Annotated in this window: 15 protein-coding genes; 4 read left to right on the top strand and 11 right to left on the bottom strand. The window is 54.5% G+C overall.

What is annotated here, in order from left to right:
• On the top strand, window positions 1–960 hold a 960-nt coding region (locus tag J122_RS12765), incomplete at its 5' end, for an IS256 family transposase (RefSeq protein ID WP_061332638.1).
• A gap of 12 nt (window positions 961–972) precedes the next feature.
• Here J122_RS12765 and J122_RS12760 read toward each other — a convergent pair.
• From J122_RS12760 to J122_RS21185, 3 genes are all read right to left on the bottom strand, one after another.
• A complete protein-coding gene (locus tag J122_RS12760; protein WP_156471759.1) occupies window positions 973–1209 on the bottom strand; it encodes a gamma-glutamylcyclotransferase family protein in 237 nt (78 codons plus the stop codon).
• 557 nt (window positions 1210–1766) lie between these two features.
• A complete protein-coding gene (locus tag J122_RS12750; RefSeq protein ID WP_061332635.1) occupies window positions 1767–2549 on the bottom strand; it encodes a hypothetical protein in 783 nt (260 codons plus the stop codon).
• 86 nt (window positions 2550–2635) lie between these two features.
• A complete protein-coding gene (locus J122_RS21185; RefSeq protein WP_082780590.1) occupies window positions 2636–3088 on the bottom strand; it encodes a very short patch repair endonuclease in 453 nt (150 codons plus the stop codon).
• A gap of 125 nt (window positions 3089–3213) precedes the next feature.
• Between J122_RS21185 and J122_RS12745 the strand changes: the two genes are divergently transcribed.
• Window positions 3214–4185, top strand: coding sequence for a DNA cytosine methyltransferase (locus J122_RS12745; protein ID WP_061332634.1), 972 nt, complete (start codon window positions 3214–3216; stop codon window positions 4183–4185).
• 54 nt (window positions 4186–4239) lie between these two features.
• Here J122_RS12745 and J122_RS12740 read toward each other — a convergent pair whose 3' ends face one another.
• From J122_RS12740 to urtA, 8 genes are all read right to left on the bottom strand, one after another.
• Window positions 4240–5415 carry a response regulator gene (locus tag J122_RS12740; protein WP_061332633.1) on the bottom strand — a complete coding sequence of 392 codons (1176 nt, stop codon included), beginning with the start codon at window positions 5413–5415 and terminating at the stop codon, window positions 4240–4242.
• A complete protein-coding gene (locus J122_RS12735) occupies window positions 5408–7606 on the bottom strand; it encodes a sensor histidine kinase (RefSeq protein WP_082780589.1) in 2199 nt (732 codons plus the stop codon). Before J122_RS12735 ends, J122_RS12740 begins: the two co-directional genes overlap by 8 nt.
• 19 nt (window positions 7607–7625) lie before the next feature.
• The gene (locus J122_RS12730) at window positions 7626–8081 is read right to left on the bottom strand and encodes a hypothetical protein (protein WP_156471758.1); all 456 of its coding nucleotides are present in this window, start codon (window positions 8079–8081) and stop codon (window positions 7626–7628) included.
• 470 nt (window positions 8082–8551) lie between these two features.
• The gene (gene urtE / locus J122_RS12725; RefSeq protein ID WP_061332630.1) at window positions 8552–9250 is read right to left on the bottom strand and encodes an urea ABC transporter ATP-binding subunit UrtE; all 699 of its coding nucleotides are present in this window, start codon (window positions 9248–9250) and stop codon (window positions 8552–8554) included.
• Window positions 9250–10074: an urea ABC transporter ATP-binding protein UrtD gene (urtD, locus tag J122_RS12720; protein ID WP_061332629.1), complete on the bottom strand. Its 825-nt coding sequence runs from the start codon at window positions 10072–10074 to the stop codon at window positions 9250–9252. Before urtD ends, urtE begins: the two co-directional genes overlap by 1 nt.
• The gene (urtC, locus tag J122_RS12715) at window positions 10071–11207 is read right to left on the bottom strand and encodes an urea ABC transporter permease subunit UrtC (RefSeq protein ID WP_061332628.1); all 1137 of its coding nucleotides are present in this window, start codon (window positions 11205–11207) and stop codon (window positions 10071–10073) included. The genes urtD and urtC overlap by 4 nt, the downstream gene beginning before the upstream one ends.
• 3 nt (window positions 11208–11210) lie before the next feature.
• The gene (gene urtB, locus J122_RS12710) at window positions 11211–12815 is read right to left on the bottom strand and encodes an urea ABC transporter permease subunit UrtB (protein ID WP_061332627.1); all 1605 of its coding nucleotides are present in this window, start codon (window positions 12813–12815) and stop codon (window positions 11211–11213) included.
• A gap of 73 nt (window positions 12816–12888) precedes the next feature.
• Window positions 12889–14187: an urea ABC transporter substrate-binding protein gene (gene urtA, locus J122_RS12705; protein ID WP_061332626.1), complete on the bottom strand. Its 1299-nt coding sequence runs from the start codon at window positions 14185–14187 to the stop codon at window positions 12889–12891.
• 341 nt (window positions 14188–14528) lie between these two features.
• Here urtA and atzF point away from each other — a divergent pair, with 341 nt between their 5' ends.
• Window positions 14529–16358, top strand: a complete 1830-nt coding sequence (gene atzF / locus J122_RS12700; RefSeq protein WP_061332625.1) for an allophanate hydrolase — start codon at window positions 14529–14531, stop codon at window positions 16356–16358.
• A 26-nt stretch (window positions 16359–16384) separates the two neighbouring features.
• Window positions 16385–20017 (top strand): urea carboxylase, encoded by a 3633-nt coding sequence (gene uca / locus J122_RS12695; protein WP_061332624.1) that lies wholly within the window; start codon window positions 16385–16387, stop codon window positions 20015–20017.
• Window positions 20018–20128: the final 111 nt, after the last annotated feature.

Below are 20128 nucleotides of genomic sequence, written 5' to 3'. Positions count from 1 at the left end.
CGGGACGGTTCCTTCGAGCCTCAGTTCGTCCGTAAAGGCCAGTCCCGCCTGACTCAGATGGATGACCAGATCCTGGCGCTTTACGCCAAGGGCCTGAGCACCCGTGATATCGTGGATGCCTTCAAGGAGATGTACGATGCGGACATCTCGGCGACGCTCGTATCCAAGGTCACGGAGCGGGTGATCGAGCAGGTTCATGAGTGGCAAAACCGGCCACTGGATCCGATCTACCCCATCGTCTATCTGGACTGCATCGTTCTGAAAATTCGTCAGGACAAGAGGGTGATCAACAAGTCCCTATATTTGGCCCTGGGCATCAACATGGAAGGCCAGAAGGAACTGCTGGGCCTGTGGCTTGCCGAAACTGAGGGCGCGAAGTTCTGGCTGTCGGTACTGACAGAACTCAAGAATCGGGGCCTGGAGGACATCCTGATCGCTTGCGTGGACGGTCTCAAGGGCTTCCCGGATGCCATTGCCGCTGAGTACCCGCAGACCAAGGTACAGCTGTGCATCGTGCACATGGTTCGCAACTCACTGCGTTATGTGTCCTGGAAGGACTACAAGGCCGTTACGACCGATCTGAAGCAGATCTATCAGTCTGCCTCAGAACACGAAGCCCGGCAGGCACTGGAGGCCTTTGGAGAACGCTGGGACAGCCAATATCCACAGATCTCTCGCTCTTGGCATAGCCACTGGGACAATCTGATTACCATCTTCGAGTATCCTCCGGCGATCCGGAAGGTGATCTACACCACCAATGCCATTGAGTCGCTGAACAGCGTGATCCGCAAAGCCACCAAGCGACGGAAGCTGTTCCCAAGCGATGACTCGGCCCTGAAAGTGGCCTTCCTGGCGATCCAGCAGGCCTCAAAGAAATGGACCATGCCGATCCGTGATTGGAAGCCGGCATTGAATCGCTTTATTATCGAATTCGGTGACCGCCTGGACGGCCACCTGTAATGGGGTGGGCAGTTACACAGATTTATTTACAGGCTCGAGAGCATCCGTAACCGTTACCCGCTTTTCGTCGTAACCGAAACCCAACCCCTCAGCCCTGTCCAGCGGGCCTTTCTCGCTGCGCGGTATCTCAAACAGTGCGCCGATGACAAAGTCCTCCGGATTGCCGGTGAACAGTGCGTCGCATTTAGCGGATTGGTCTTTCCTGCTCCACTTATGAAACCGAAGGGCATGCTCAACCAGCCTGAACATACCGATTCGCTCCGCGCTTGGAACCCTCGCTCTTAATCTGCGGAGTGACATGTTCGATCCGTAAGCGAAATACTTCATGCTGCCTCTGTGTCTGCAAAACCGGGACAGGTCTATTTTTCCGATGACCGCGAACCGGAACCGATTGGATTCCCAGCATCAGCCTTCAAAACTGGCCAATCGAAAGCCATAACAACAAGCAAGTACCCGCGAAAAGAAGCTCTGCAAAGTGGATAGCCAAGTTCTTCTGCGTAGTTGGGGAGGACTTTCTGGCAAAACTTAAATAATCCTCACCAAACAGCTCCACACTGCAGCACTCACAGTAATTTTTTGAGTAAGAAACCTTCAGCGCAGACGGCTCAAACTTGTTCCGAAAACTGTAACAACTGCGCTTGATCATATCGGGCTCCGGGCAAACTACGCATAATATTGCCCATGAACCAAAACCGGAACGTAAAAAAGTAATCTGTTCCGGTTTTCCGTAAAAAACTGCCCAAATTTCCAGGCATCGATTTCAGCACGCTACCAATTTCCGATGAAACCGACCTGCCCCGCTATTTTTAGACTATCAGCACCCCAAAATCCTGAATAAAGTCTTTATAGTCACCTTCTGAAACAAAGCCAACAGGGATATGATTCCACCCTCTGTCATCATATGAAAACTCAAAGTCATTTATATAATCTGGCTGGTTAGGCTGCGGCGTAACTTTATTTAGGTAACCCAAAAAAAGATGATTTAATTTACTACCACTAACCTGGCCTCGCAACTCATACCAACGTTCATCTTTATTGAGCCCTTCTTCAATATATGAGGTCATTACCCACCCCCATATTTCAACTTCAGCATCATCGATAGACAGCCCCATTGAATCAAAGTGCTCACGCGTGAAGTACTGCTGAGCGTCTATGTGGACGCCTAGCTTAAAATAACAGTCTAATACAACCTTCAGCAATTCAATGAAGTGAAGCCGACAGCATGCAAGCACATCATCAGGGTTCCGATTATCATGCTCGCTAAACCGATAAACTGCACCATTTTGGCTATACGCAGCGCTCGCAATAGGAATCCCCCCGCCATGTACATTATTATTCCTTGCACCAAGGAGGAACCTTGCTATCGGATTCTTACTTAGCGCTTTCCTATGTGACTGATACCAAGCATCAAGTCCAGGAATGTCTTTTAGCCTCTGCAGGGCAAACGTTATAGAACGAGCAGCAGAAAGATACGCGCTGATGTAAAACCTGAACTCAGACCAATTTCGTGCAGATTCAACCATCTTTCCGAGGAAAAATTCAGATTCCAACACTTTTTCCTCAACATCATCAAACGAATACAGTTCCATCACTTCAGCCTTTATATCGTGCCAGGATAGTTGGAGGTATCATTAATCGCCATATCTGGCCCCCAACCATCTAAGTTAACGACCACTTACCTACCCTCCAAGGACGCGAATTCAACATCACTTAAAAGCCAGTGGACACACTCTCCCAGGATCGTATCCTTTGCGCCCCTCCGCGGTCCTTTCAAAGCACACTCCCAGACGACCATAACCCTCCAACCTGATGCCAAGAGTCGATCTATATTTCGTAAGTCCCTTTGACGATTCCGCTCGAGCTTTTCACGCCAAAACTCTTTACGAGTCGATGGCAGCTTAAAAAGCTGACATTCATGCATGTGCCAAAAACAGCCGTTAACCAGAATGACCCCCCGGTATTTTGGAAGAACCAAATCTGGCTTTCCGGGCAAGCGTGAATCATGCAGCTTGTATCGGAAACCTAGTGCATGCAATCCAGAGCGAATAACCATCTCTGGTTTGGTATTTTTGCATTTTACAGCTGCCATCATCCGCGAACGAACCTGAGGTGGCACCACATCAGTCATGGTTGCCACCTTTCACACCAACATCCGGTCGCCTTTAAATGCATTAATTTTCCCCCACCCCTCATTTCAACAGACAAAGCCTGGTACAATCTCAAAATTCCGGCAATCTAGGCAATAAACTTAACATGCTCAAATTCGTAGATCTCTTCTGTGGCGGAGGGCTTGGGGCACGCGGCGCTGTATCAGCTGGCGCCACACCAATACTCGCAGTCGATGCATGGGACCAAGCAACAAAGACATACAAAAGCAACTTTCCGTCAGCCGAAGTGATTTGTTCGCCGATTGAGGACCTGAGCCCGTCCGATCTGGCGAAGCACCACAATCCGGATGTGCTACTGACTTCGCCAGAATGCACTTCTCACTCTATTGCAAGAGGCGCGAAGCCAAGCTGCGAACGCAGCAGAGAAACAGCAATTGGAATTGTTCCCTGGCTAGAGGCCATGCAACCACGCTGGCTCATCGTCGAGAACGTCAACCGCATGAGGAAATGGGGGAGGCACAGCGAGCTCGTCAACGATATTCGCTCCAAAGGGTATGAAGTTAATGACCTTTACCTCAACGCCGCTGACTTTGGCGCTCCCCAGGCTCGCAAACGTATGTTCTTAGTTTGTGATAGAAATGGATCGAAAATATCTGAGGAAGACCTGAAAGTCCTGTACGCCGGAAAGATTAAATCTGCACGATCCATTGTCGATAAAACCGGAAAGTACCAAAGCAGACCGCTCTACACGGAAAAGCGAGCTACAGCAACCTTGTTGCGTGCCGAAAGAGCGATTGCCGAGCTTGGAAGAGGCAAGAACTTTATTATCGTCTACTATGGTTCAGACTACGCTGGCGGCTGGCAGTCCTTGGATGTTCCGCTACGTACGGTGACAACACTGGATCGCTTTGGATTAGTCACTTGGCAAAACGACATCCCGTATCTGAGAATGCTGCAACCTGATGAACTCTTGAGAGCCATGGGAGCGGGCAGCGAACACCAGCTACCTCACGGCAGCCGAAGAGACAAAGTTAAGCTTTGTGGAAACGGCGTATGCTCACCAGTAATGAAGGCAATATTCAATAAACTTATTGAGATTGAAAATAACGGACAATAACCTCATCCTTCACCTCAATTCAGCTTGATATAACGAAAAAAACGCTCACGAAACTCAATGGATATGACTATAGTCCGGCGATCCAATTCTGCTTATGTAAGCACCCAGCCTTTGGACCAGCGATGGTAAGAATGCTGGAGATAAAGAAGCAATACGGGATCTCTTTAACTCGTTAAACTTCTCAGACTCATACTCCACAGGCAGTATATGGCTGAAATCAACGAAAAATGGCCCGACCCCCTTGCCATCTGAAGTGTTGATTTTTGGCAAGAAGTGGAATGAAAATTTATTGCGCAAGTGTCCGGAGTATTTTTGCCTAAACGTTGACTCCTCTCCAGCTATCTTTCTTTTCAAACTTTCAGCCTTCTGCACATTTCCCGAGTTAAAGGCATCGGAAATCTGCCTATGGAGTTCGGCAGACTTCTCACTTAGCTTATCCAAGTCATTCGCCCACTCTCCAGACACATCAAGCATTTTTGCAAACAAAAGCGTATCACCTGGCTCCAGTCGTTCGAGATCGCAACGTGGACTAACCAATATCAACTGATTTTCAGCATCAGAAGTAATGTCGCCTGTTTGAAATTCAGACCTAGTCGGAGGTAAAAAATACCATTCTTCAGGGTGGACCTTTCCATCACTTCCATATAACAGGTCAGTATGGAGATGTGAAGATAAATGTCTCGCCAAACTTAAGCTGAGAAAGTCTTCGGCATCTTTTAATGCCCAATTTTCCCAACGAGGCCATATTGATTGACAAAAAACGTGAGCTAAATGAGTCTTAATTAACTTCTTCGACTCCCTAATCGCCGAAATCATAGGAGTCTGTTGATCAATCCAGCTCAAGATTTCATATTGTATAGGCTGCTCCTGGTCATCGTCACCACCTTTGACGAACACTTTAACAATCCGAGACTCATCGGCCATATCCGATGCGTTTGGTTCACCAGTTACATGTGCAACTACTGCAAGCTCTGTATCCAAAAGCATCTTTCTAACTTCATTCCCATCGTGGGTGGCGTCTTTTACGCCTCCATCTCTTTTCAGTCTAATATCGATCACTGCAGCGTCATATTTTCGAGCTGAGATGAGTGAGAAGGCCTCTGAAAATGTCCTCGCTTTATCAATGACAAACTCAGTCCCATTCTTTGTATTAAACCTGCTCAACTGTCGCGACCAAGTTTCGAGCTGCGCATCATCATCCTCAACAACTAATATCCTAATATCAATCATTTTCCTGTCCCTTTGGAATCTCAACTATAAAAGTTGTATTTATGTCGTTAAGATCCAATTTCAAGTCACCTTTACTAGCTCTACAGGTTTCGCGTGCGATCGCAAGCCCTAAGCCAGTACCATCCGATTTTAAAGAGAACCCAGCATCAAATACTCTATCCCTATATTCGTCATTGATAAGGGGACCGTTATTTGAAACACGCACCCTAACTTTATTTTTAAAATACTCACCTACAATTTCAATTTCTCTATCTTCACTAGAATTACTGCCAAGCCAAAAAATTGCGTTTTCAAACAAATTCAAAAGACACGCTTGAACATCTTCTTTGTAGCCGTAGCAAATAAGCGAATCAATATTATCTATAGAAAGCTTAATACTATTGGACTCTATTGGCACTGAAAGAATTGAAAGAGCCGAATCCAGAATTGAGCGAAAATAAAAGTTAGCAGGGCGACCTCTTTTCCGACCAGAGACCGGATCCAGCTTCTTAAATAAAGAAGCTAGACCCTTTCCTCCTTTAAACGCCATTTCAATATTCTCTGGGAAGTGCTTTCTATATAATTTACCCAGTTCATTATCGCTAAATGCTAACTCCCAATCAGATCTTAACTCTTTTATAGACGAAAACATTGGGTCTAAAAGACGTCTACCTTCATGTACGACTTCCGCAACAACCAAACCCAATGATGCTCTAGACTGAAGAACTTTTTGATAGCTATCGACCTCATCAAGCATTTCATACAACGTTGCTGTATCTTTCTGCAGTGCATTAGCCAGTTTTTCTCTATACTCTTCGGGAACCTTCTCCAGAGCACGGGTGGTTCGCTTTAACTTTGCCGCATCCCGCGCCTTATCCGTATTAGTTGAAGGCCGTCTACTTAAACCCGCTTTTTCTCTAAATTTAAAACGTCGCTCTTCTACGTGAGGCAGCAACGATATAATTAGACTTCTCAATCTATTAAACTCAGGAGTTATTTCTAGCCCCTCACGGCTACTTCGCTCAACTATTCCGGACTCCCCCTCACTTTTAATGAGAACATATCCGGAAACCTGATCCGAACCTAATTTTTTTGATGGATCCTGAATTCTCTTCGCTTGTAATTCTAGCCAATCATGATCAGGGCTACCGTATGGTCGAATCCGAAAACCATTACGAGAAATAGAAATCCCAGACATATCGGTTAGAATCTTTCTTGCTCTTCGAATACCAATCTTATCAAAATTAATTTCCATTCTTTCAAATAACTGGCGTATCGAATCTTGCTCCCTATCATAAATATTGAATTTAATAGATACAGGACCACACGCCTTCTCATCTTCTGACATCTTAGGTGGCGCTATGATCAAGTCATGAACAACACCGTCACCCTTCTGTATCTGAAACGATCCCGAAAACTTTCCATCCTTATCAAAGTCTCCGACCAACTTATAATCGGAAGTATCTCCGACAGCAAACGGTCTAATTAAGTACTTATCGTAATCAGGATCAGAATTAACAAAAACGTCAGAATTATGCTCATCAAAAAGATCGGATCCGGAGAACCCATCATCCTTCTTGGAAAAACAACTTATATCGAGTCTGATGCTAAAAGCATCGTCTTCCTGAGGATGAGCAAGACGCCTCAACTCAATAATCAACCTCTCAAGCTGTCTTTTGGACCAAACATCGCGAAGATCTGTTATCTCAATTTCTACACCAGTTTCAACGCTCGAGTACAAGTTCTCCGAATCGATATCAATTTCTATTTCATGGAGGTATCTGTCAGCTGTGAATTGAGACCAATCGATATAGACAGTCGACTTTTGAAGTATGCTTTTTGACTCGGACCTGATTTCAGCCACCGATGTCATCAAGCTGATTTTTCCCAACCTAGAAACGGCAAAACGTCCAATCCCCTTAGCGCCGAGCATTCGCCGGCTTCCGCTTCGTGAGCTTGGGTTCTTAACTTTTGTGTTTGTCGCTGGTTCAAACCAAGTATCTAATATCTCTGAGCGAGTCATCCCATGGCCACAATCTTTGACTGTGATAGATAACCTTCCCAAATCATCTTTATTAAAAACAACAGAAACTTCAGACGAATCAGCATCATACGAATTCTTTACCAACTCAATAATAGCCGCTTCCGGTCCACTTATAAGCTGATCACCAATCGTTCGAATAATTCTAGCCCTGGGATTTAGTTTTGCCACAGCATGCTCCAGTTTTTAGCTAAACAATCCGTTCAACATTTTTTAATCTCTTTTTGTTTACAGGAACATACCAGGAACTCATCCTTTTATCCCATGCCCGAACAAGTAAAAACTCAGCCCAGCTAATTCGATACATTTCTTTTATAGAGAAATTTGAGTTTAACTTCAAAATTACCATATACTCAAAAGATTGCTTCTCATCTTCTGGCTCAGGATATATTGAGCTAGTTTTTATTGAAGTTAATACTGTCTTTATGGAGTATCTTTCACCGTGTCTGGATAGAGCATCCACATTTTTTGTGCCAGGGGCGGCATCTGTCAAGTTAGGCAAACTGGTACTTTGTGAAAAGAACTCTATAACCCTTTCCTCACCAATTTTACCAACATCAATTGCTAACTTTCGACGGCTCATCTCTGCTTTGAGCTCGTGAAAGAAAGTATACAACTCCGCGTCTGGAAAATCTTTGAAGTTCATGATTATTTCACTTTCCACTGCTATTTCTATATATCGCAAAGTTATCATAGATGAAATAGCCTATGTACGGTAGTCTTCGACCCGAAAATATTGAAACCATCAAACTACAATACCCACTTAAAATATTATGTTTTTCAATTGCTTGGCAGACATCCATGCTTGTGAGGCTTGCAGCAAAAAGCTGCCGGCTTACCCAAGCAGCTTTGCCAGCTTAACTTTAGGTACCCGTTGCTTGTTGTAAAAGACTGTAAAATTCCGCTACTTACAGCAGTGCATGCTGCCTGTTTCCCTAGCTAGACGAGCAAACTTGGTTCTCAGTGTCGAGCTACCTAAACTGATCACAGTAAGAGCATATAGAAGGCTGCGGCCGAGAGACTGAAGCCACCCCGACCAGCGCAGCCAATCTTTCTAAGCAAAACGCCGATATAGCCTCTTGCGATTTCTGCTGACGGATAAGCTTGTGCAAGCCATCATACTGTAAGGTGCTTTTTAATCAGTTGATCAGAAAGCTCCTCAACCCGCCCTTCAGCAACCCGCCGCCCCCGATCCAAAATAGCAAACCGATCCGCATACTTCCGCGCAAACGGCAACTTCTGCTCAACCAGCAGCACAGTAAGTCCATCCTCTTCGATCAATTTGCGAATAACCTCCCCAATCTGCGCCACAATGTTCGGCTGAATCCCCTCCCCCGGCTCATCCAGAATCAGCAACCTGGGCTCAATCACCAGCGCCCGGCCAATCGCCAACTGCTGTTGCTGCCCGCCAGAAAGGTCACCCCCCCTGCGGTGTTTCATTTCCTTCAACACCGGAAACAGCTCATACACCCGCTCGGGGATTTTCTTGCTGCCGTCCTTGCGCACGGCCAGGCCGGTGCGCAGGTTTTCTTCCACGGTCAGCAGGGGGAAAATTTGCCGGCCCTGGGGCACGTAGCCGATGCCGAAGCGTGATCGGTCTTCGATTTTCTTTTTGGTCAGTTCCACATCTTGGGCAAATTCGATGCTGCCGCTGCTGGTGGTTTCCTCGCCCATGATGCATTTCATCAGGGTGGTTTTGCCCACGCCGTTGCGGCCCATCACGCAGGTGCACTGGCCCTGGGGGATGTCCAGGTCCAGGTCCCAGAGGGTGTGGCTTTCGCCGTAGTATTGGTTGAGTTTCTGGATCTTGAGCATTACGCCTCCTCCCCCAGGTATACCTTGATCACTTCCGGGTCGTTGGAGACCTGGTCCATGGAGCCTTCGGCCAGCACGCTGCCCTGGTGCAGCACGGTGACCTGGCGGGCGATGGAGCGCACAAACCCCATGTCGTGCTCTACCACCACTACGGACTGTTTGCCGGCGAGGCTGGTGAGCAGTTCGGCGGTGCGTTCCATTTCCTGTTCGGTCATGCCGGCCACGGGTTCATCCACCAGCAGCAGCCGGGGTTTCTGCATCAGCAGCATGCCGATTTCCAGCCACTGTTTCTGGCCGTGGGAGAGGATGCCGGCGGGTTTGTCGCGCAGGGTTTTGAGTTTGATCATCTCCAGCACTTCGTCGATGCGGTCCCGGTATTCGGGTTTCATGACGGCGGTCAGGGTTGGGAATATGCGCTTGTCGGCGGCCATGGCCAGTTCCAGGTTTTCAAACACGGTGAGGGCTTCAAACACCGTGGGTTTCTGGAACTTGCGGCCGATGCCGAGGCTGGCGATGTCCGGCTCGTTCATGGTCAGCAGGTTGTGGCGGCTGCCGAACCATACGGAGCCGGTATCCGGGCGGGTTTTACCGGTGATGATGTCCATCATGGTGGTTTTGCCCGCGCCGTTGGGGCCGATGATGCAGCGCAGCTCGCCGTCGTCGATGGTCAGGTTCAGGTTGTTGATGGCCTTGAAGCCATCAAAACTCACATTAACGTCTTCCAGGTACAGGATGGGGCCGTGGCGCACATCCACCGGGGAGGCGGCCGGGGCCAGGAATTCAAATACCCGGTCGCGGTTGGTGAGTTGTTCGAACATGCTCATGCGGTGGCCTCCTGCCCGGTGGTGGTATCTTCGTCTTTGGCCTTTCTGCGCTTTTGCAGCAGGCCGGCAATGCCCTTGGGCAGGAACACGGTCACCAGCACAAACAGCGCGCCCAGGGCGAACAGCCAGGCGTCCGGCATTACGCCGGTGAACACGGTTTTGGCGTAGTTCACCAGGATGGCGCCAATCACGGCACCGTACAGCGTTGCGCGGCCACCCAGGGCCACCCACACCACGATTTCGATGGAGAACAGCGGCGAGAATTCGCTGGGGTTGATGATGCCCACCTGCGGCACATACAGGGCCCCGGCCACGCCCGCCAGCATGGCTGACACCACGAACACGAACAGCTGCACCCGTTCTACCCGGTACCCCAAAAAGCGGGTGCGGGCTTCAGCGTCGCGGCAGGCCACACTCACCCGGCCCAGCTTGCTGGTGACAATGCCCCGGCAAATCAGGTAGCCGATGGCCAGGGCGATGCCGGTGGCTATGAACAGTCCCAGGCGGGTGGCATCGCTGCGCAGGTTGAAGCCCAGAATCTCCCGGAAATCGGTCAGGCCGTTGTTGCCGCCAAAGCCCATTTCGTTGCGGAAGAAGGCCAGCATCAACGCGAAGGTAAGCGCCTGGGTGATGATGGACAGGTACACCCCGGTTACCCGGGAGCGGAAGGCCAGAAAGCCGAAAACCAGTGCCAACAAGCCCGGCGCCAGCAGCACCATGATGAAGGCAAACCAGGCCATGTCGAAGCCCTGCCAGTACCAGGGCAGTGTGTCCCAGTTCAGGAACACCATGAAGTCTGGCAGTACCGGGTCGCCGTACACGCCCCGGTCGCCGATCTGGCGCATCAGGTACATACCCATGGCGTAGCCGCCCAGGGCAAAAAAGGCGCCGTGGCCCAGGCTGAGAATGCCCAGGTAACCCCACACCAGGTCCACCGCCACCGCCAGCAAGGCGTAACACAGGTATTTACCCAGCAGGGTAACCGTATAGGCGCTCACGTGCAGGGCGCTGTCCTGGGGCATGAACAGATGCAGAAAAGTGACTACTATCAAGGCGCTGAACAGCACGCCCAGGAAGATCTGGGTTGAGCGCTCCTGCAGGGGCCGGAGCAGCCAGGTTTGTGATGAAGCCATAACTCAGCCCTCCGCCGCTCGGCCTTTCTGGGGGAAGAGCCCCCTCGGCCGTTTTTGAATGAACAGGATGATCATTACCAGCACCATGATCTTGGCCAGTACCGCGCCAGCCCATGGTTCCAGAACCTGGTTGATGGTGCCCAGGGTCAGCCCTGCTACCAGGGTGCCCCAGAGGTTACCCACGCCGCCGAACACCACCACCATGAACGAATCGATGATGTAGTTCTGGCCCAGGTTGGGGCCTACGTTGGTGATCTGTGACAGCGCCACGCCCGCCAGCCCGGCCACGCCGGAGCCGAGGGCAAAGGTCATGATGTCCACTTTGGTGGCTTTGATGCCCATGGAGCGGGCCATCGCGCGGTTCTGGGTGACGGCGCGCACTTCCAGCCCCAAACGGGTGCGGCGCATGATTAGCATCAGCCCGGCAAACACCACCAGGGCAAAGCCGATCACGTACAGGCGGTTAAGGGTGAGGGATAGCGCCTCGTTGATCATGATGGAGCCGCTCATCCACTCCGGGGTAACCACGGTGCGGTTGAGCGGTGAGATCACGGTGCGCACCAGTTGCTGCAGAATCAGGCTGATGCCGAAGGTGGCCAGCAGGGTTTCCAGCGGGCGGCCTTTAAGGTGCTGGATCACGCTGCGCTCGATGATGATGCCCGCCAGCGCGGCCACCATGAACCCGGCTGGGATGGACAGAATCAGCGCCAGCCCCGGTTGGCCGGGAAACAGTTGCTGCATGCCCCAGGTGGTGTAGGCACCCAGCATAATCAGCTCACCATGGGCCATGTTGATCACGCCCATCACGCCGAAGGTGATGGCCAGGCCGATGGCGGCCAGTACCAGTACCGAGCCGAGGGAGAGGCCGAAGTAAAGGGTCTCAGCCGCTTTGTTCAGTTTCAGTTTCTGCTCGATGCTGGCCAGGGCTTTTTCGGCAGCCGCGGCGATGGCCGGGTCGTCACTGCTGGCCGCATTATTCAAAGCAGCCCGCACGCGGGAGTTCAGGCTGCCGGAGAGTTGTTCGATGGCGTTGATGTCGCCTTGTTCCAGTTGGTGGATGGCCAGGGCATTGGCGAGCAGTTCCCGCACCCGGTCGTTGTCTTCCACCTCAAGCCGTTCTTCAATCAACGGTGCGGTTACGGTATCTACCCGGCCCAGCAAATGGCGGGCGGCGGCGCGGCGGGTGCGGTGATCAGCCACGCTCAGGTCGACCACCGAGAGAATGCCTTCCACCTGGCTGCGCAGGGCGTTGTTCACCCGAATGCTGTCCAGATCACGGCGAGACATCTCGCCCATGCTGTCACCGGTCACGGCGCTGGCCACCTGCCAATTGCGGCCGGTGTTACTGGTTACCAGCACCACGTAGCCAGAGGATTTCACCGTTGCCAGGCGGCCGCCGGCAAAGGCTTCCAGCCAGCCACGGGCACGTTCATCTCCGCTTTCTGCAATCTGTTTCAGTACCTTGCTTTTTTCAGCGTTGCTGGCTTCTGCGAGCCGTTGCAATAGGGTTTGGGCGGTGTCGTCCTGCACCTGGGCAGTGGCCACCGCAGGCCCCAGGGCCAGGCACCAGGCCAAAGCGAGCCCGGCGAGCAGTCGGAAGATGCTCATGGTTCATTCCTGTTGGCGTTGAAATCAGGGTGGAAAAGCCGGGCAGGCAGGCTCACCTGCCCGGCTGGTTCACTTAGTTGGAAGCCACTTCCGCAGAGCCACCGCACTTACCGGTGACCACGTTGAAGTTGCCGCAACGCAGCGGGGCGCGCCAGTCACTGATCAGGTCTTTGGAACCCGGCAGGAAGTCAGACCAGGCATCGCCGGCCACGGTAGACGGCGTTTCCCAGACCACGGAGAACTGGCCGTTGTCCTGGATTTCGCCAATCAGTACCGGTTTGGTGATGTGGTGGTTGGGCATCATGGTGGCAATGCCGCCGGTGAGGTTGGGTACGGCTACGCCGATGATCGCGTCTTTGATGGCGTCGACATCGGTGGTGCCGGCTTTTTTCACCGCCTCAACGTACATATTGAAGCCGATGTAGTGGGCTTCCATGGGGTCGTTGGTGACGGCTTTTTCGTCGCCCTTGAACTCTACCCAGGCGTCGATGAAGTCGTAGTTGGCCTCGTTATCCACGCTCATGAAGTAGTTCCAGGCGGCGAGGTGGCCCACCAGCGGCGCGGTGTCGATGCCGGAAAGCTCCTGCTCGCCCACGGAGAAGGCCACCACGGGAATGTCGGAGGCGGATACGCCCTGGTTACCCAGCTCCCGGTAGAACGGCACGTTGGCGTCGCCGTTGATGGTGGAAACCACGGCGGTTTTCTTGCCGGCGCTGCCGAAGCTCTTGATGTCGGAAACGATGGACTGCCAGTCGGAATGACCAAACGGGGTGTAGTTGATCATGATGTCTGCATCGGCCACGCCCTGGTCTTTCAGGTAGGTTTCCAGGATGCGGTTGGTGGTGCGCGGGTAAACGTAATCGGTGCCCGCCAGTACCCAGCGTTCAACACCCAGTTCGTTCTTCAGGTAATCCACCGCTGGAATGGCCTGCTGGTTGGGCGCAGCGCCAGTGTAGAAGACGTTTTCAGAAGATTCCTCACCCTCGTACTGCACCGGGTAGAACAGCAGGCCGTTCAGTTCTTCCACCACCGGCAGCACGGATTTACGGGAAACCGAGGTCCAGTTGCCGAAAATCACGTCTACTTTTTCTTTTTCCAGCAGTTCCCGTGCCCGCTCAGCGAACAGCGGCCAGTTAGAGGCGGGGTCTACTACGACCGGCTCCAGTTTGCGGCCCAGTACACCGCCTTCGGCGTTCTGCTTTTCGATCAGCATCAGCATGGTGTCTTTCAGTGCGGTTTCACTGATGGCCATGGTGCCGGAGAGGGAATGCAGAATGCCCACTTTGATGGGGTCTTCCGCCGCCATGGCGTGGAAGGAGACAGACAGTACCAGTGCAGACAGGCCCATTTTCACGTGTTTTTTGATGCTCATGTTGCGCGTCCTTTTCGTTGGGTTATGAGTCGTCAAACGCAACGGGGTGATTGCATCTGCCGTTCCAACTCCTACAAAAAGCACGAAAAACCAATAAGTTATCTAGTATACAAGCTATCCAAAGGCCGCCAGGGCCGGTGATTTACCCGGATTGAGGCCTGATTTTGGTGCCTTCTGGCGTGATTCTGCGCCTTACTGGTGCACGCCGGTTTTGCACACTCATCACGCAAAAACCATTAACCAACTGTTTTTATTGAAATAGTGACGTTTATCCGGTGTCTGGCACGCAGCTTGCCATTGCTCATGTATACAAGTTTGACCACACATGAGGACACCACCCCATGCCAACCACCCTTGGATGGACGATCGCAGACTGGCAACAGGCCTACAGAGAAGGCGCCGAGCCAGAAGCCCTGATCAGCAAACTGCTGGATTACCTGAAAGGTGACGACAACGCCTGGATCTCCCGGTTGGGCGAAGACGGCTTCCACCAGGCCATGGCCGGATTGGCAGACCAGCTGGAAACCGTTGACGGTGATCTGGAGCAGTTACCGCTTTATGGCATTCCGTTCGCGGTGAAAGACAACATTGATGCCGCCGGCTTTGAAACCACCGCCGCCTGCCCGGCCTTTGCCTACACCCCCGAACAAGACGCCACCGTGGTGCGCAAACTGAAAGCCGCCGGCGCCGTGGTGATTGGCAAAACCAATCTGGACCAGTTCGCCACCGGGCTGGTGGGCACCCGGTCGCCCTATGGTGCGGTACCCAACAGTGTTAACCCGAAGGTGATCAGCGGCGGTTCCAGCTCTGGTTCTGCCTCTGTGGTGGCACGGGGCCTGGTGCCCTTTGCCCTGGGCACAGACACCGCCGGCTCCGGCCGCGTGCCCGCCGGCCTGAACAACCTGGTGGGGCTGAAACCCACCAAAGGCCTGTTCAGCATTAACGGTGTGGTGCCAGCCTGCCGGTCGCTGGACTGTGTCTCGGTGTTCGGCCTGACCATTGGCGATGCCGCCCTGGTGGCAGAGGTGATGGCGGGCTTTGATTCCGCCGATGCCTTTTCCCGGAAAGCACCCAGCGCCCTGCCCCTGGATGCCCCAGCCCTTCGCCGCCCCGGCCCGGTGCAGCGCCTGGCCATTCCTGAACACCCCGAGTTCTTTGGTGACCAGCAGGCGGAAGCGGCCTGGAATACCGCGTTGGGCCAGTGGCGCCAGCTGGATACCGCCGGTGTTGAACTGGTGCCGCTGGATTTCAGCCCGCTGCTGGAGTTGGCCGCCCTGCTTTATGAAGGCCCCTGGGTAGCCGAGCGCCACGCGGCCGTTAAAGGGTTTATGGCAGGCCACGCCGGCGATATGAACGAGACGGTGCGCTCCATTATCAGCAAAGCCGAACGCTTCACCGCCACCGACACCTTCAACGCCCAGTACCGCAAGGAAGAGCTGCTGCGGCAGATCGACAGCCTCCTGGCAGAAGTAGACGGCCTGCTGGTGCCCACCGCGCCCATCGCCCCGACCATTGAAGCGGTGAATGCCGACCCGGTAGCACTGAACAGCCAGCTGGGCACTTACACCAACTTCGTGAACCTGGCGGATATGTGCGCCCTGGCGGTGCCCGCCGGCTTCCGGGACGACGGCCTGCCCTTTGGCGTGACCTTGATAAGCGGTGCCTGGAAAGACCGGGAACTGCAAACCCTGGCCAGCCATTGGCTGAATGCCCACCCAACACCCCTGGGCGCCACAGATAAAGCCCGACCGGAGGAAGTGGTTACTTACCAACCGGCCGTTCCGACCATTCAGGTAGCGGTAGTCGGCGCCCATTTATCCGGCATGCCCCTGAACACCCAGCTTACCGAACGCAAGGCCCGGCTGCTGGAGCAAACCACCACCACGCCCAATTACCGCCTGTACGCCCTGCCCAACACCACTCCGCCCAAACCGGGCCTGAAGCGGGTGGAAGACGGCGGCGCCGAAATTGTGCTGGAAGTCTGGGAAATGGCCGCCTCGGAATTCGGCTCCTTCGTCGACCTGATCCCCGCCCCCCTGGGCATCGGCAATGTTGAGCTGGCCGATGGCCGCTGGGTGAACGGCTTTATCTGCGAAGGCTACGGCTTCACCGGCGCCCGCGACGTCACCGAATTCGGCGGCTGGCGAGCTTTCATTAAATCCAGGGCCTGATCCACCTACTCCGGAGACCAAACAACATGTTCAAGAAAGTCCTGATCGCCAACCGAGGCGAAATCGCCGTTCGCACCATTCGCACCCTGAAAGCCATGGGCATCGGCAGCGTGGCGGTTCACTCCCATGAAGACCGCCACAGCCTGCACGTCACCACCGCCGACGAAGCCGTGGCATTGGTGGGCAAAGGCGCCAGCGAAACCTACCTGGACAAGGCCCAGATTCTGGCGGCGGCCAAACAAACCGGCGCGGAAGCCATCATTCCCGGTTACGGCTTTTTGTCCGAGAACGCCGACTTCGCCGAAACCTGCGAGGCCGAAGGCATTGTGTTCATCGGCCCCACCCCGGAACAGATGCGCGAATTCGGCCTGAAACACCGGGCCCGTGAACTGGCGGAAGCCGCTGGCGTGCCCCTGGCCCCGGGCAGCGGCCTGCTGGAAACCCTGGACGAAGCCCTGCAAACCGCCGAGCGCCTGGGCTATCCGGTGATGCTGAAAAGCACCGCCGGTGGTGGCGGCATCGGCCTGACCCGCTGCAACAGCGACAGCGAACTGCGGGATGCCTTCGAAACCGTGCGCCGCCAGGGCCAGAGCTTTTTTAACGACAGCGGCGTGTTCCTGGAACGCTTCATCGCCCGGGCCCGCCATGTGGAAGTGCAGATGTTCGGCGATGGCCAAGGGAACGTGGTGGCCCTGGGCGAACGGGACTGCTCCCTGCAGCGGCGCAACCAGAAGGTGGTAGAGGAAACGCCGGCGCCTAACCTGCCGGCCGCCACGCGCCAGGCCATGCTGGATGCCGCCGTCTCCCTCGGGCAGTCGGTGAATTACCGCTCTGCCGGTACCGTGGAATACATTTACGACGCCGACCGGGACGAATTCTACTTCCTGGAAGTGAATACCCGCTTACAGGTGGAGCACCCGGTGACCGAGTCTGTCACCGGCCTGGACCTGATCGAGTGGATGCTGAAAATCGCCGCCGGCGAAAGCCCGGACCTGGCCACCTTCCAGCCGGAACTGGACGGCGCGTCCATGGAAGTGCGCATTTACGCGGAAGATCCGCTGAAAGATTTCCAGCCCTCCCCCGGTGAACTGACCGATGTGTACTGGCCGGAACACGGCGTGCGGGTGGATACCTGGGTGGAAAACGGCAGTGAAGTGTCCGCCCACTACGACCCGATGATCGCCAAGCTGATTGTGCACGGCACCAATCGGGCCGACGCGCTGGCCAAACTGCGCCAGGCGCTTGCGGAAACCCGATTGATGGGCATCGCCACCAACCTGGATTACCTGCGCCAGGTGGTGGCCCAGCAAAGTTTTGAGGATGGCATTGTCTCCACCCGCGCGTTGGAGAGCTTTGAGTTCAAGCCGTCAGTGGCCGAGGTGCTGAAACCCGGCACCTACACCACGGTGCAGGATTACCCTGGCCGTGTGGGTTACTGGAACATCGGCGTACCGCCCAGTGGCCCGATGGACGACTACGCCTTCCGCATTGCCAACCGGATTGTCGGCAACCACAACGACGCCGCCGGCCTGGAGTCCACACTGATCGGCCCCAGCCTGAAATTCCACAAGGATTCCGTAGTAGCGCTGACCGGTGCGCTTACAGACGCGACCCTCGACGGCAAAACGGTGGAATTCTGGAAACCCATTACCGTCAAAGCCGGCCAGGTACTGGCCGTGGGCAAGGCCATCAAAGGTTGCCGTACCTATCTGGCGGTACGCGGCGGTTTTGATGTGCCGGTGTACCTGGGCAGCCGGTCTACCTTCGCCCTGGGCCAGTTTGGCGGCCACGGCGGCCGCCCGTTGCGCCCAGGCGACATGCTCGGCATCAGCCAGCTGGAACTGCCCGCCTGCACCACCCCGGGGCCAACCCACGACCCCGCCCCGGCAGACCCAGACCTGATTCCGGATTACCCCAACCACTGGGAAATCGGAGTGCTCTATGGCCCCCACGGCGCCCCGGATTTCTTCTCGGAAAAATCCATCGAGAAGTTCTTCGAGCAGGATTGGGAAGTACACTACAACTCCAACCGCCTGGGCATCCGTCTGAACGGCCCGAAACCGGAATTCACCCGTGAAGACGGCGGCGAGGCGGGCCTGCACCCGTCCAACATCCACGACACCGAATACGCCATCGGCTCCATCAACTTTACCGGCGACATGCCGGTGATTCTCACCAAGGATGGCCCCAGCCTGGGCGGCTTTGTGTGCCCCGTGACCATCGCCAAAGCCGAGTTGTGGAAAGTCGGCCAGGTAAAACCCGGCGACACCATCCGGTTTGTAGCGATTGATAACGACACGGCGGTGCAACTGGCCGAACGCCAGGAACTGGCCATCAAGAGCCTGATGGCCCCGCCGGCGGTCACCCTGGTGGCGCCTGACCTGGCGCCATTGAACGGTTTGTCTGCCACCATCCTGGCGCACCTGGACGAAACCGACGGCCGCCCGGAAGTGACCTACCGCCAGGCCGGTGACCAGTACATCCTGCTGGAATACGGCGCCAACGTGCTGGACTTGGGCGCCCGCATGCGCATCCACGCCCTGATGGAAGCCATCGCCGATGTACAACCCAACGGCCTGCTGGAACTGTCCCCCGGCGTGCGCTCCCTGCAGCTGAGGTACGACGCCCGCCTGCTGTCCCAGGAAGCGCTGATGACCTACCTGCTGGACCTGGAAGCCACCCTGCCGCCCACCGACGAACTGAAAGTGCGCAGCCGGGTTATCCACCTGCCCATGGCCTTCGAAGACAGCGCCACCCTGGAAGCCGTGGAGAAATACCGCCAGTCCGTTCGCGACACCGCGCCCTGGCTACCCAACAACGTCGACTTCATGCAACGCATCAACGGCCTGCCCAGCCGGGACGACGTCAAAGACGTGCTCTTCTCCGCCCGCTACCTGGTACTGGGCCTGGGCGACGTCTACCTCGGCGCCCCCTGCGCCGTGCCCCTGGACCCACGCCACCGGTTGCTCACCTCCAAATACAACCCGGCCAGAACCTACACCGCCGAAGGCACCGTAGGCATCGGCGGCATCTACATGTGCATCTACGGCATGGATTCCCCCGGCGGCTACCAGCTGGTGGGCCGAACCCTGCCGATCTGGAACAAATACCTGAAAAACAAACAATTCGCCGAAGACGCCCCCTGGCTGTTACGGTTCTTTGATCAGGTATGCTACTACCCGGTCACCGAAGACGAACTGACCGAGATGCGCGACCAGTTCCGCGCCGGCAAGCTGGAAATCAAAATCGAAGAAGAAACCTTCGATCTGAAATCCCACCAGGCCTTCCTGGACGCCAACGAAAGCTCCATCACCGAGTTCCGCAAACTGCAGCAGGCGGCTTATGCTAAAGAGGTGGCTTTGTGGAAGGAGAGCGAAGCCGAAGAACTCGACCGCCTGGCCAAGGCCCCGCCAAAACCGGATACCTCAGACCTGGAGCGGTTTGGGGAGCTGGTGAGCGCGGAGATTGCCGGCAATATCTGGAAGTGCCTGGTGAAGCCGGGGGATACGGTGGCGGAGGGTGATCCGTTGGTGATCGTAGAGGCTATGAAGATGGAGTTCGAGGTGAATGCGACGCTGTCTGGCACCATCAGTGCTATGCATGTGGAGCCTGGGAAGTCTGTTACTCCCGGGGAGCCGCTGTTGAGTATCGAAGTCTAGGTTGGGAGTGTGTTTCAGTGGTGCTGGCCGCTTTGGTTAGCGAAAGCGCCGCTGTGCGGGAACCCCTCCACAGACACGCCGTGAACCCATCCATGGGGGCTTGAGCGCAGC

It is taken from the genome of Marinobacter excellens LAMA 842, from assembly GCF_001574445.1.
GTDB classification, from domain to species: domain Bacteria; phylum Pseudomonadota; class Gammaproteobacteria; order Pseudomonadales; family Oleiphilaceae; genus Marinobacter; species Marinobacter shengliensis.
The sequence above is the reverse complement of the archived record's forward strand: the minus strand, read 5'-3'. Positions and strand labels throughout refer to the sequence as shown.

What these genes read in the sequence shown, in the direction of transcription:
- urtC (WP_061332628.1), bottom strand. Translation starts at nt 11,207, where the DNA reads ATGGCTTCATCACAAACCTGGCTGCTCCGGCCCCTGCAGGAGCGCTCA.
- J122_RS12760 (WP_156471759.1), bottom strand. Translation starts at nt 1,209, where the DNA reads ATGTTCAGGCTGGTTGAGCATGCCCTTCGGTTTCATAAGTGGAGCAGG.
- J122_RS21185 (WP_082780590.1), bottom strand. Translation starts at nt 3,088, where the DNA reads ATGACTGATGTGGTGCCACCTCAGGTTCGTTCGCGGATGATGGCAGCT.
- J122_RS12730 (WP_156471758.1), bottom strand. Translation starts at nt 8,081, where the DNA reads ATGAACTTCAAAGATTTTCCAGACGCGGAGTTGTATACTTTCTTTCAC.
- urtA (WP_061332626.1), bottom strand. Translation starts at nt 14,187, where the DNA reads ATGAGCATCAAAAAACACGTGAAAATGGGCCTGTCTGCACTGGTACTG.
- J122_RS12750 (WP_061332635.1), bottom strand. Translation starts at nt 2,549, where the DNA reads ATGGAACTGTATTCGTTTGATGATGTTGAGGAAAAAGTGTTGGAATCT.
- uca (WP_061332624.1), top strand. Translation starts at nt 16,385, where the DNA reads ATGTTCAAGAAAGTCCTGATCGCCAACCGAGGCGAAATCGCCGTTCGC.
- urtD (WP_061332629.1), bottom strand. Translation starts at nt 10,074, where the DNA reads ATGAGCATGTTCGAACAACTCACCAACCGCGACCGGGTATTTGAATTC.
- atzF (WP_061332625.1), top strand. Translation starts at nt 14,529, where the DNA reads ATGCCAACCACCCTTGGATGGACGATCGCAGACTGGCAACAGGCCTAC.
- urtE (WP_061332630.1), bottom strand. Translation starts at nt 9,250, where the DNA reads ATGCTCAAGATCCAGAAACTCAACCAATACTACGGCGAAAGCCACACC.
- J122_RS12745 (WP_061332634.1), top strand. Translation starts at nt 3,214, where the DNA reads ATGCTCAAATTCGTAGATCTCTTCTGTGGCGGAGGGCTTGGGGCACGC.
- J122_RS12740 (WP_061332633.1), bottom strand. Translation starts at nt 5,415, where the DNA reads ATGATTGATATTAGGATATTAGTTGTTGAGGATGATGATGCGCAGCTC.
- urtB (WP_061332627.1), bottom strand. Translation starts at nt 12,815, where the DNA reads ATGAGCATCTTCCGACTGCTCGCCGGGCTCGCTTTGGCCTGGTGCCTG.